The following is a 12,893-nucleotide window of genomic DNA, read 5'->3' as shown; positions in this document are numbered from 1 at the left end:
TCGACTCGCAACGCACGAAGGGGGCGCGATGCGACGACCGACGGCGCTCGTCACGGGCGCGAGCAGGGGCATCGGCAAGGGCATCGCCGTCGCGCTCGCGCATGCCGGCTACGACGTCGCGATCACCGCGCGCACCGTCACCGAGGGCACCGCACTCAGCCCGGAGACAGGTGCCGTGCTGGCCGGCAGCCTCGCCGCCACACAGGCCGACATCGAGACCGCGGGCGCGCGCTGCGTCCCGGTCGCGATGGACCTGCTCGACCTCGACGCGATCGAGGGCGTGGTCGACACCGTGTTCGCGGCGTTCGACGGCCGCTGCGACGTCGTCGTCAACAACGCGATCTACACCGGCCCGGGCAACGACACCCGCTTCGCCGGTGTCGCCGTCGCCGACATCGTGAAGCGGGTCACCGCGAACGTCACCGCCCAGATGCTCGTCACCCACCGCGCCCTTCACCACATGCTCGCGAGCGACCCCGACCCGCTCACCGGGAGGCGGGGCACGTTCGTGGACATCACCTCCGGTGCCGGCCAGCACACCCCCGCCCGGCCCGCGGGCGAGGGGGGCTGGGGGCTGGTCTACGCGGCGACCAAGGCCGGGTTCCACCGCATCGCCGACATGGTCGCGTTCGAGTACGGCGAGCGCGGCATCTTCGCCATCAACGTCAACCCCGGTTTCGTCGCCACCGAGCGCGTGCTCGCCGCCGGCGAGCGCCTGGCCTTCGTGGCGAAACGTGGCGCCCCGCCGGCGCTGATCGGGACCGCCGTCGTCCAGATGCTCGCCGATCCCGCCGTGGCCAACGGCGCCTACCTGCAGGCACAGGAGTACGTGGCATGAGCGCCGGTGACACCGCGACCTACCGGATCGGCCCGCCGAACACCGCCGCCCTGCTGCCCGACCCCGACCCCGTCCCCGTCCGCTACACGCTGATCTCGGTCGACGACCATCTCGTCGAGCCGCCCGACATGTTCGACGGCCGGCTGCCCGCGCATCTGCAAGAGGGCGCGCCGCGTCTCGTCGTCGACGCCAACGGCCACCAGGTCTGGGAGTTCGCCGGCCAGCGCTACACGCAAGTGGGGATGAACGCCGTCGCCGGCCGCCGGCCGGAGCTGCGCTCGCTGGAGCCGACCCGCTTCGAGGACATGCGTCCCGGCTGCTACGACGTGCACGAGCGCGTCCGTGACATGGACCTCGTCGGCTGCTCGGCATCGCTCTGCTTCCCCTCCCAGATCGCCGGGTTCGCCGGACGCGTGTTCTCCGCATGCGAAGACGCCGAGCTCGGCTTGGCCGTCACCCGCGCCTGGAACGACTGGATGGCCGAGGAGTGGTGGGGCGCATACCCGGAGCGGTTCATCCCCTGCGGGATCACGTATCTCGCCGACGCCGACCTCGCCGCGGCGGAGATCCGCCGCAACGCCGAACGCGGCTTCGTCTCGGTGACCCTGCCCGAGCGCCCGCACAACGTCGGGCTGCCGAGTCTCTTCACCGGCTGGTGGGACCCGGTGATCGAGGCCTGCGTCGAGACCGGCACCGTGGTGTCGCTGCACGTCGGTTCGAGCGGCATGTACCCGATGCCCGAGGCCGCTCCCGCGCTGGCGCTCGGCGCGACGCTGTTCGGCCAGCTCAGCCTGACCGCGTGCGCCGAGTGGCTGTGGAGCGGCTACCCGTTGCGCTATCCAGAGCTGAAGGTGGCGATGAGCGAGGGCGGGATCGGCTGGGTGCCGATGCTGCTCGACCGGCTCGACTCGATCGTCGACCGCAGCGGCTACGGGCGCGGCTCCGCGCTGCGTCCGGCCGAGGTCCTGCGGCGCAACTTCTGGTTCTGCACCTTGGACGATCCTTCGACGATCGACCTGTATTCGGTGATCGGCGAAGATCGGATCATGGTCGAGATCGACTACCCCCACGGCGACTCCACCTGGCCCGACACCCAGACCGTGCTGCACGAGGCCTGGGGCCATCTGCCCCCGGCCGTGCTGCGCAAGCTCTGCTGCGAGAACGCGGCCGCCCTGTACCGCCACCCACTACCCGACCCGGTGAAGCCGTGAGCACCGTCGCCGCGCTGCTCCGGGCCAGGCTCGGCGACGACCACCCGGGATACCTGTTCGAAGACCGGACGTGGACGTGGGATCAGGTGGCGCGCGCCTGCGCCGAGCGCGCCGCGCTGCTCCAAGGTCTGCGCGACCCCGACCGCCCCTTCCACGTCGGCGTGCTGCTCGACAACGTCCCCGAGCACCTCTTCGTCGCCGGTGGGGCGGCGCTCGCCGGCGCGACCGTGGTCGGTATCAATCCCACCCGGCGCGGCGCCGAGCTGGCGCGCGACATCCGCCACACCGACTGCCAGCTCATCGTCACCGACTCGGCCCAAGCCGAGCTGATCGACGGCCTAGACGGGATAGACCCCGAGCGCGTACTGACGATCGACGGAGCCGCCTACGCCGCGGCGGTCGACGCCGTCGCCGGCAGTGAGTTTCCCGCCGACGACCCACCGGGTGACCTCCCGCTCTGGCTGCTCTTCACCTCCGGCTCGACGAGCGCGCCGAAGGCCGTCGTGTGCTCGAACGAGCGGATGGCGATGTCGGGCATCCGCGCCGCCGCGGGCTACGGCATCACCCGCGACGACGTCTGCTACTGCGCGATGCCGCTCTTCCACGGCAACGCGCTGATGGCCTGCTGGGCACCTGCGCTCTCCGTCGGCGCCACGGTCGTGCTGCGCCGCAAGTTCTCGGCCAGCGGTTGGCTGGCCGACGTGCGCCACTACGGCTGCACCTACTTCACGTACGTCGGGCGCACCATCGCCTACGTGCTCGCGCAGCCGCCGACGGCTGAGGACCGCGACCACAGCCTGCGTCTCGGTTTCGGCACCGAGGCCAGCGCGCTCGACCGCGACCGCTTCGCCGACCGGTTCGGCTGCGCGCTCGTCGAGGGCTATGGATCGAGCGAGAGCGTGGTGGTGATCATGCGCACTCCCGACACTCCGCCGAACGCGCTCGGCCGGCCGCGCACCGACGACGGTTCCGACGTCGCGGTGATCGACCCGGGCACGGGCAAGGAGTGCGCGCCGGCGGTGTTCGACGAGCACGGCCGGCTGACGAACGCCAGCGAGTCCATCGGCGAGCTCGTCAACCGGGCCGGTGGAGGCATGTTCGAGGGCTACTACCGCAACGCCGAAGCCACGTCGGACCGCCTGCGCGACGGCTGGTACTGGACCGGTGACCTCGCCTACCGCGACGCCGAGGGGTTCTTCTACTTCGCGGGGCGCAGTGCCGACTGGCTGCGGGTCGACAGCGAGAACTTCGCCGCCGCGCCCGTGGAGAACATCTTGCACCGCTTTCCCGGCGTCGTGATGGTGGCCGTCTATGCCGTGCCGGACCCCCGCACCGGCGATCAGGTGATGGCCGCGCTCGAGCTGCAGCCGGGCGTCGAGTTCGACGCCGCCGCGTTCGACGCCTTCCTCGCCGCGCAGCGCGACCTCGGCACGAAGTGGGCGCCGGCGTTCGTCCGCGTCGTCGAGCGCATCCCGGTCACGGCGAACAACAAGGTGCACAAGCCGCCGCTGCGTGGCGTCGGTTGGGACTGCGCCGACCCGCTGTGGTGGCGACCTGCGCGCCACGACCCGCTGCGCCCGATGACCGCCGCCGACCGTGCGGCGCTCACCCGCGAGTTCGAAGTGAACGGGCGCGCCGACATGATCGCCGGGCGATGATGAACCGGGCACGCCTGCACGAGCTGTTCGACCTGAGTGGGCGGGTGGCGATCGTCACCGGCGGCACCCGCGGCATCGGCCGCGCTCTCGCCGAGGGCTTCGCCGCGGCGGGGGCGAACGTGGTCGTCGCCAGCCGCAAGGCCGACGCGTGCGCCGAGACCGAGCAGCACCTGCGGTCGATGGGTGCCGAGGCGCTCGGCGTGCCCACCCACCTCGGCGAGCTCGAAGGCGTCGCGAACCTCGTCGAGGCGACGGTGGCACGCTTCGGCGCGGTCGACATCGTCGTCAACAACGCCGCCACTGCGCTCAGCCTGCCGCTCGGGGAGTTCACCGCGCAGGTGTGGGCCAAGGTGTTCGACGTCGACCTGCGCGGGCCGGTGTTCCTCGTCCAGGAGGCACTGCCCCACCTGGAGGCCAGCCCCCACGCCGCGGTGCTGAACGTCATCTCCGCCGGCGCCTACCTGCCGACGACCGCGCAGTCGATGTACGGCGCGGCCAAGGCCGGCCTGCTGTCGTTCACGCGGTCGATGGCCGCCGACTTCGCCGGCCGCGGCATCCGGGTGAACGCCCTCGCCCCCGGCACCGTCGACACCGACATGGTGCGCAACAACTCACCCGCGGCGCAGGCGTCGATGGCCGCGGCCTCGTGGATGCGGCGCATGGCCTCCCCCGAGGAGATGGTCGGCCCGGCGTTGTTCCTGGTGTCCGACGCCTCGAGCTTCGTCACCGGCCAGGTGGTGATCGCCGACGGCGGCCTCGTCCCCGCCCGCTAACCGTCGACCGCAGGTTCCTTCACCCCGCCCGCCCCGCCCCCGCCAATCCGTCAAACCGCAGGTTCCGCGCCAATCTGTCAACCGAGCTGCGGCTGGCGCAGGTTCGTTGACAGATTGGCGCGATAGCCGCGGTTTGCGGTTCAGGGGGTAGTGCCGTCGACGGCGCGGGCCTGCCACAGCTGCCAGGTGGGGTACCACTCGGGTAGCTCGCCCTTGCCGGAGTGGCTGGCCGGCCAGTTGGCGTCGGCCAGCCCGATCGGGCGGGTGAGCATGTCGGCGCCGTACCACAGCAGGTGACGGCGGCCGACGAAGAGCCAGCGCCCGTCGCGCCGCTCGTACGTGTCGTGGTACTGGATCTGCTGCACCACCCACGTGCCGGGGGCGTCGAGCGGCTCGATCTCGCCGCGGCAGGAGACGACGCCAGTCGCATGGTCGGCATCGGCGACGTCGATCACGTGGTTGCTGCCGGACAGGATGCTGCGCCCCAGCTCACCGAGCTGCGCGGCGAAGGAGTCACGCAACGCCGAACGCCCGACCAGAGCCTGGCCGGACGCGTCGCGCCCGGCGCGCACGTCGGGTACGAACAGCTCGACCAACGCGTCGAGGTCGCGCGCGTCGAGCAGGATCGCGTAACGGCTGGCGAGCTGGCGGATCTCCTCGCAGGCGACGAGCCAGGCGACGGGATCCATCCCGGGCGGCACCACGGCCGGTGCGGCCTCAGCCCTGGCCCGCCGGCCGAGACGCCGGCAGAGGGTGCGGGTGCGCGGTCGGCTGCAACAGCGCGTCGGTGCCGCCGTCGACGAACAGCACCTGGCCGACCACGTAGCTCGCCCGCGGCGACAGCAAGAAGGCGATCGCCTCGGCGATCTCGCCGGGCTGCCCCCACCGCCCGCGGGGGATCGGGATCCGCATGACCGCGTCCTTGAAGCCGTCCATCTCGAGCAGCGGGCGTGTCATCCCGGTGTCGATCACACCGGGGGCGATGGCGTTGACCCTGATCCCGGCGCCGATCCACTCCGCCCGCACGGCGTTGGCGCGCGTCCAGAACGCGATCGCCAGCTTGCCGGCGGGATAGGCGACGAACGCCTCGTCGGCGTCGCCGCCGAAGCGCGCCAGCGCGGCGGCCTCGTCCCCCGCCAGGAACACCGCCGCCTGATCGACGCTCAGCCCCGGTGACATCGTCGTCGAGTTGGACGAGATCATCACGACCGCAGGATCAGTGCCGCGGCTCAACGCCTCACGCAGACCCTCGACCAAGGCGATCGTGCCGAAGTAGTTGACCGCGACGACGAGGCGGGCGGGTGCCGGCGTGCTCACCCCGGCGCACGGGGCGATGCCGTCGAGCGTGCCGCCGCACGCGGCGAGCACGCCCTCGATCGCCGCGGTGCGCCCGGCCTCGGTGCTCAGGTCCGCGACCACGTCCGCGTCATGGAGGTCGACCCCGATCACCCTGTGTCCCTCCGCCTCGAGGACGGCCTTCGTCGCGGCGCCGATGCCCGATGCCGTCCCCGTTACGCAGATCGTGCCCAAAGTGTCGTTCCTTGCTGTGGGAGCCGCACCGCGGCGATGGTGGTGAAGGTTGCCGTCGTCGACTCGAGGTGACGGCATTGCGCGCGATCAGACCCTTGCTTTCTGACGACGCGTCAGAAAGAGTAGACGATCGTCACACCGACCCCGTCGCCGTGGGTCGGTACCCCCGAACGAACGCGCAGACTGATCGGTTCGCCGTCTTTCTCGGTCGGTTCCGTGACACATAGCGTCAGGGATCCGACCGAGAATTCTGGAGAGATGCGACTTGAGCGACATGGCCGAGCTTCGATACGAGGTGGATGGCTCGGGGATCGCGCGGATCACACTCGATCGACCCGACGCCGCTAATGCGATCACCCCCGACCAGCGCAACCAGATGGTGTCGCTGTTCGAGGAGGCCAGCGGCGACCTGCGCGTCCGCGTGGTCGTGCTCGGTGCCACCGGCAAGCACTTCTGCACCGGCGCCGACCTGAGGGTGAGCAAGATCCCCGAGGCGCCACGCCCCGAAGGCGCGCCGGAGCGCACGATGGGTGACGTCGGGCGCAACATCCGCCGCGGCGCGCAGCGCCTCGTCGGCGCCGTGCTCGATTGCGAGAAGCCGGTGATCGCCGCCGTCAACGGCACCGCGGCGGGGATCGGCGCCCACCTCGCGCTCGCCTGCGATCTGATCGTGGCTGCCGACACGGCCCGCTTCATCGAAGTGTTCGTCCGTCGAGGCATCACGCCCGACGGCGGCGGTGCATACCTGCTGCCGCGGATGATCGGTCTCGCGAAGGCGAAGGAGCTGATCTTCTTCGGCGACGACCTCGCCGCGCCCGACGCCGAACGGATCGGGCTGATCAACAAGTGCGTCCCGGCCGACGAGCTCGCGGCGACCGTCGACGAATGGGCGCAGCGGCTGGCGAACGCCCCGACGAAGGCGGTGTCGCTCGCGAAGTGGTTGCTGAACCGCTCGCTCGACAGCGACCGGCGGACCGCGTTCGAGGAAGAGGCCTGGGCCCAAGAGCTCGCCAGCCGCACCGACGACTTCCAAGAAGGCGTGCAAGCCTTCGTCGAGCGGCGCGACGTGCGCTTCAAGGGATGGTGAGGGTCATGGCTGGTAGAGGTGCCGCCGGCTCGCCGACGCGGCCGTTCGCCGCGATGCTCGCTCCGGGCCGGATCGGGACGCTGCAACTGCCCAACCGCGTGGTGATGCCGGCGATGGACATGAACCTGTCCGAGGACGGGGTGATCGAGCAAGCCGAGATCGACCACTACGTCGCCCGTGCCGCGGGAGGTACGGGGCTCGTGATCACCGGCGCCGGGGCCATCGCGTACCCCGTCGGCGCGGCTTCCTGGCACCAACCCGGCTGGAGCGACGACCGCTACCTGCCCGGCATGCGTGCGCTGGCCGACGCCGTGCACGCCGTCGGCGGCCTGATCTGTGCCCAGCTCGCCCACCACGGCAAGACCGCCGGCGTCGACGTCGCCGAGGAACGCCAGCTACTCGTGCCGTCCGTGCCGATCCCGAAGATGGACATGGCCGCGCTGCAGGACCTGACGACGGACGAGCTGATGCGCTTGGCCACCACGACGAAGGGCAAGGCGCAGGTCTACCGCGAGGCCGACGAGGACGACCTCGCCTGGGTGATCGCCACCTTCGCCGAGGCCGCCGCACGCTGCAAGGACGCCGGCTTCGACGCGGTCGAGGTGCACGCCGGGCACGGCTACCTGCTGTCGACGTTCCTCTCCGCCGGCTACAACAAGCGCACCGATCGCTGGGGCGCCACGATCGAGAACCGGGCGCGCCTGACCTGTGAGGTGACGCGGGCGATTCGCGAAGCGGTGGGCCGCGACTACCCCGTGATCGTGCGCATCAACGGCCACGAGTACGGCCCTGTCGGTGGGGTGGATGCCCCCCAGGCCGCCGCGTTGGCAGCGCTGATCGAGGCCGCCGGCGCCGACGCGATCCACGTGTCGGCGAACGCCCACAACCCGTTCGCCGACTTCACCGAGGGCCCGTTGCCCGCCGGCGTGGGCCAGTACCGCGAGTTCGCCCGCACGGTGAAGGCTGCCGTCAAGGTGCCGGTGATCGCCGTCGGGCGTCTGCTGCCCGAGATCGCGCAAGAGATGCTCGCGAGCAACGACTGCGACTTCGTCTCGATGGGTCGCCAACTGCTCGCCGATCCCGAGCTGGTCGGGAAGCTGCGCTCCGGGCGCCGTGAATCGGTGCGCCCCTGCATCAACTGCTACGTCTGCGTCGAGCAGAACTTCTTCGACGCCACGCCGAAGTGCGCGGTGAACCCCGCGCTCGGCAACGAGGCGCTCGCCGACCTCCCCGCCGCCAGCGCGCGGCGCAACGTGGTGGTCGTCGGCGGAGGTCCGGGGGGGATGGAAGCCGCGCGGATCTGCGCCGCGCGTGGTCACCGGGTGACGCTGCTCGAGCGGGGCAGCCACCTCGGCGGCACGGCGTGGTTCTCCCAGCTCACCACCCCGGCCAACGGCCAGCTCGTCTCCTGGCACGTCCACGAGCTGCAACGGCTCGGCGTCGACGTGCGCCTCGGCGCCGCGGCAACACTCGACACGGTGCGCGCCCTCGGCCCCGACACGGTGGTCGTGGCCACCGGGGCCAGCCGCACCCGCCCCGACGTGCCCGGCGCCGACCGGGCCCACGTGCGTACCGGCGACGAGATGCGCGCGCTGATCGCGGGGGACTCCGCGCAGCGGGGGAAGGGCGGCCCCGGACTGCTCGTGCGCGCGGCGATGACCGCCGGCCGCGCGCTGAAGCTCACCGAAGACACCGACCGCATCCGCTCGCTCTCCAAGCGGTGGATGCCCGTCGGCAAGCACGTCGTCGTCGTCGGCGGCGGCCTCGTCGGGCTCGAGCTGGCCGAGTTCCTCGCCGAACGCGGCCGCAGCGTCACCGTGTTGGAGGAAGGCACCGCGCTCGGCCTGCCGATGGCGATGCCCCGCCGGTGGACGGCGGTGCGCAGTGCCGCCGCCCACGGCGTGATGCTGCACCGCCAGGCGACACTCGTCGAGATCCGCGCCGACGACGTCGTCTACCGCGTCGGCGACCAGGAACACACCGCCGCCGCCGACGAGGTGATCGTCGCCTCCCACGTCGCCCCCGACGAGTCGTTCGCGCAAGCACTGCGCGAGGCAGGCCTCGACGTGCACGTCGTCGGCGACGCCGGACAGGTCGGCTACATCGAAGGGGCGATGCACTCCGCCGACGCGGTGGCACGCTCGCTCTGACCGGGTCGGCCCTTCGGCCGGCAAGGGTGCTGACCTACGATCGGAGGCCATGTCCAGCTTCGCCGATCGCGTCCGGGCCAGGGTCGACGACGACCACCTGGCGCTGCTCTTCGGCGACGAGCGCTGGACGTATCGGGAGTGGGCCGCCGAGGTCGCGACGCGCGCCGACCTGTGGCGCTCGCTGAGGCTGCCCGCCGCGCCCCACATCGGCGTGCTGCTGGAGAACGTGCCCGACTTCACGATGTGGCTCGGCGCCGCTGCCGTCAGCGGAGCGACGATCGTCGGGATCAACCCCACGCGGCGCGGCGCGGAACTGGCCCGCGCCATCACCTACACCGAGTGCCAGCTCGTCGTCACCGAGCGCAGCCAGCTCGAGCTGCTCGACGGACTCGACCTCGGCGCCAACACGCGCGTGCTGGTCGTCGACGACCCGGCGTACGACGAGGCGCTGCAAGCCCACCGCGGGTCGCCGCTGCCGGCGGAGCCCGTCGATCCCGCCACCCAGTTGCTGCTGCTCTTCACGTCGGGCACGAGCGGCGCGCCGAAGGCCGTCATCACGACCCACGCCAGGTTGGAGAGCGTCACCGGCGCGATGACGGCGATCACGTCCTTGACCGCCGAGGACGTGACGTACATCTCGATGCCGCTCTATCACTCGAACGCGCTGTTCACCGCTTGGGCGCCGAGCGTCGCCGTCGGCGCCGCCGTCGCGTTGCGCCGCAAGTTCTCCGCGTCGGAGTTCCTGCCCGACGTCCGCCGCTACGGGGCGACGTACTTCGACTACGTCGGCAAGCCGCTGGCCTACATCCTCGCCACCCCGGAGCAGCCCGACGATGCCGACAACCCGTTGCAGCGCGGCTACGGCAACGAGGCCTCCGAGGCCGACCTCGCCCGCTTCCAGGAGCGATTCGGCTGCACGCTGACCGACGGCTACGGCCAGACCGAGACCGGCGCGGCGATCGTGCGGGTCCCCGACATGCCCGCCGGCTCGCTCGGCGTGCCCGCGCAGCCGACGGTCGTCGTGCTCGACCCGGCCACCGGCGAGGAGTGCCCACCCGCGCGGTTCGACGCCGACGGTCGCCTGCTGAACGCCGACGGGGCGACCGGGGAGATCGTCAACCTCGGCGGCGGCTCCTTCGAGGGCTACTGGAACAACGCTGAGGCGAACCACGAGCGCATGCGCGACGGTGCGTACTGGTCGGGTGACCTCGCCTACCGGGACGCGGCGGGTTTCTTCTACTTCGCCGGGCGCAGCGCCGACTGGCTGCGCGTCGACGGCGAGAACTTCGCCGGCGCGCCGATCGAGCGCATCCTCGCCCGCTTCCCCGGGCTGCTGCTGGCCGCCGTGTACGGCGTGCCCGATCCGCAGGCAGGCGACCGGGTGATGGCCTGCCTGCAGCTCACGCCTGGGACCTCGTTCGACCCCGACGCGTTCGCCGCCTTCCTCGCCGCGCAGCCCGACCTCGGGCCGAAGTGGGTGCCGACGTTCGTACGCGTCGCCGACGAGCTGCCGATGACGCAGACGAACAAGGTGCTAAAGCGCGTGCTCGTCAACCAGCGCTGGCACCCCGGCCCGCCGGAGGCCGGCGACGTGGTGTGGTGGCGCCCGGGCAGAGAACTGAGCTTCGTCCAGCTCAGCGCCGACGAAGCCGAGGAGCTGCGCCGGCGCTTCGCGCTGCACGGCCGCGCTCACCTGGTGGAGTGACGTTCGGCTCAGGTACTGCTGGCGTGACCTTCGGCCCTGGCCTCGGCAAGGGGGCGGTGGATGGATGGAATCGGCCGGGTGGCCGGCCCAGGTCCCTTTGGACGGAGGAATCCCCATGACCCGCTCACGCACTCGCACCCGGACTCTCGCAGCCGTGCTGGCGACGGTGGCACTCGTCGGCGCCTGCGGCGGCGACGACTCATCCGGTGACTCGACAGACAGCACCGGCACGGAGACCACACTCGACGAGACGACCAGTGCCGCACCCACCACCGAGGCGCCGGCTACCACCCCCGCGCCGGACACGACAGCGCCCGACACGACCGCGCCGACCACCAGTGAGCCCGCGACGACAGATCAGCTCGCGATCTGGCCCGCCGCCGACGTGGTGTTCGCTACGCCGGAGGAGGCCGCAGCCGACTTCGTCGAGAACGCGCTCGGTGTGCCCGCCGAGCTCGGTGATTTCATGCAGGGCGACGAGCGCAGCGGCGAGATCGAGGCCTTCTCCCCTGGTGAGGGCGGCGCCGCGACACGGGTCGTGCGTTCCCTGCTGCTGATGCGCCAGCTCGGCGAGGGCTGGTTCGTCCTCGCCGCGGTCAGCGACGGCGCCTCGATCGACTCCCCGGAGGCCTACGCCGAGATCACGGCTGGCCCCCTCGCCGTGGAAGGCATGGGCAGAGGCTTCGAGGCGCTGCTCGTCGTGACCGCCTTTCCCGCCGGCGATGCCGCGAACGAGCTCGCCGAACAGACGACGATGGGCGGCTCGATGGAGACGCTCGAGCCGTTCGCGGTGGAGCTCGACCTGTCCTCGGCCGGCCCCGGTGACGTCGTGACGCTGCTCGTCAGGGGCGGCGTCGGGTTGGAGACCGACCCCGGCGAGTTCGCCGCCATCCCCGTCGTCGTCGCCGGCTGACGGCTCAGGGGACGAGGGCCACCTTGCCGGCCACCAGACGGTCGGCAAGGTCGGCCAGCGCCTGGGCGGCGTCGGCGAGGCGATACGACTGCGGCTCCACCGGGCGCAGGCGCCCCTGCCCGATCAGCGCGAGCACCTCGGCGAGCAGGCGCTCGTTCTCGGCCGGGTGACGCCCCGCCCAGGCTCCCCAGTCGACGCCGGTCACCCGCCTGTTGCGCAACAGCACCTGGTTCGCGGGCAGCCGAGGTATGCCGGCGACGAAGCCGACGACGAGGTACTGGCCGTCCTCGCCGATCGCGCGGAGGCACGTCTCGCCGAGCACTCCTCCGACGGGGTCGTAGAGCAGGTCGACCCCTCCCCCCGAAGCCGCTTTGGCCTGCTCCTTCACCTCGTCGGGGGTGAGCGAGCTGTCGATCGTCTCGACCGCACCGCGGCTGCGGGCGAGCTCACGCTTCTCCTCGCTCGACGCGGCGGCGATCACCCGCAGTCCGCGAGCGGTGCCGATGTCGACCGCGGCGAGCCCGACACCTCCCCCGGCGCCGAGCACCAGCATCGACTGGCCGGCCTGCGCCTTCGCCCGCTCGGTCAGCGCGAACCATCCCGTCAGGTAGCTCTGCATGAACGTCGCCGCCTGTCCGTCGGACAGCACGTCGGGCACCTGCACCACCCGGTCGGCGCCCACCACGGCCTCGTCCGCGAACCCGCCGAGACCGACGTTCGCCAGCACGCGATCGCCCATACCGACTCCGGTGACACCCTCACCGAGCTCGACCACTCGGCCGACCACCTCCATCCCCGGCACGAACGGGGTCGGCGGCTTGATCTGATACGTGCCCTGCACGAACAAGCCGTCGACGTAGTTGACGCCGCACGCGGTCACGGAAAGCCTCACCGCGCCCGGGCGGATCGGCGCGGACGGCTGCTCGACGAGCTCCAGCCGGTCGAAGGGCCCGAGCTCACGGCACACGATCGCACGCATGACGAAGGACAGTAAGCCAACACCCCCTCCCCCCGTAACGTGGGCGACC

The 12,893-nt window shown here is 71.6% G+C and carries 10 protein-coding genes; 7 read left to right on the top strand and 3 right to left on the bottom strand.

Translation table 11 applies throughout. From position 1 onward, the window contains the following. The first annotated feature begins 28 nt into the window (after window positions 1-28). From IPM43_11445 to IPM43_11435, 3 genes are all read left to right on the top strand, one after another. Entirely contained in the window at window positions 29-838 is an 810-nt protein-coding gene (locus IPM43_11445) for an SDR family oxidoreductase (protein ID QQS24030.1), read from the top strand. A gap of 424 nt (window positions 839-1,262) precedes the next feature. After that, on the top strand, window positions 1,263-3,707 hold the full coding sequence (locus IPM43_11440) for an AMP-binding protein (GenBank protein QQS24029.1): 2,445 nt from the start codon (window positions 1,263-1,265) through the stop codon (window positions 3,705-3,707). Then, the gene (locus tag IPM43_11435; protein ID QQS24028.1) at window positions 3,707-4,480 is read left to right on the top strand and encodes an SDR family oxidoreductase; all 774 of its coding nucleotides are present in this window, start codon (window positions 3,707-3,709) and stop codon (window positions 4,478-4,480) included. Before IPM43_11440 ends, IPM43_11435 begins: the two co-directional genes overlap by 1 nt. Window positions 4,481-4,620: 140 nt before the next feature. On the opposite strand, the gene IPM43_11430 is transcribed toward IPM43_11435, so the two are convergent. Both IPM43_11430 and IPM43_11425 read right to left on the bottom strand, forming a co-directional pair. Further along, window positions 4,621-5,169, bottom strand: coding sequence for a nuclear transport factor 2 family protein (locus IPM43_11430; GenBank protein ID QQS24027.1), 549 nt, complete (start codon window positions 5,167-5,169; stop codon window positions 4,621-4,623). A gap of 28 nt (window positions 5,170-5,197) precedes the next feature. Next, entirely contained in the window at window positions 5,198-6,010 is an 813-nt protein-coding gene (locus IPM43_11425; GenBank protein QQS24026.1) for an SDR family oxidoreductase, read from the bottom strand. 274 nt (window positions 6,011-6,284) lie between these two features. On the opposite strand from IPM43_11425, the gene IPM43_11420 reads away from it, so the two are divergent. The 4 genes from IPM43_11420 (at window position 6,285) to IPM43_11405 (ending at window position 11,865) form a co-directional block, all read left to right on the top strand. Continuing rightward, on the top strand, window positions 6,285-7,097 hold the full coding sequence (locus tag IPM43_11420) for an enoyl-CoA hydratase/isomerase family protein (protein ID QQS24025.1): 813 nt from the start codon (window positions 6,285-6,287) through the stop codon (window positions 7,095-7,097). Window positions 7,098-7,102: 5 nt separating this feature from the next. Then, entirely contained in the window at window positions 7,103-9,247 is a 2,145-nt protein-coding gene (locus tag IPM43_11415) for an FAD-dependent oxidoreductase (GenBank protein ID QQS24024.1), read from the top strand. 49 nt (window positions 9,248-9,296) lie between these two features. Then, on the top strand, window positions 9,297-10,952 hold the full coding sequence (locus tag IPM43_11410) for an AMP-binding protein (GenBank protein ID QQS24023.1): 1,656 nt from the start codon (window positions 9,297-9,299) through the stop codon (window positions 10,950-10,952). Window positions 10,953-11,067: 115 nt separating this feature from the next. Further along, window positions 11,068-11,865 (top strand): hypothetical protein, encoded by a 798-nt coding sequence (locus tag IPM43_11405; protein ID QQS24022.1) that lies wholly within the window; start codon window positions 11,068-11,070, stop codon window positions 11,863-11,865. 4 nt (window positions 11,866-11,869) lie between these two features. On the opposite strand, the gene IPM43_11400 is transcribed toward IPM43_11405, so the two are convergent. Beyond that, a complete protein-coding gene (locus tag IPM43_11400; GenBank protein ID QQS24021.1) occupies window positions 11,870-12,844 on the bottom strand; it encodes an NADPH:quinone oxidoreductase family protein in 975 nt (324 codons plus the stop codon). Window positions 12,845-12,893: the final 49 nt, after the last annotated feature.

The sequence above is a fragment of the Actinomycetota bacterium genome, from assembly GCA_016700055.1.
GTDB lineage: Bacteria > Actinomycetota > Acidimicrobiia > Acidimicrobiales > Ilumatobacteraceae > Kalu-18.
Note: the sequence above shows the minus strand (reverse complement) of the source record. Positions and strands in the feature narration are given on the sequence as shown.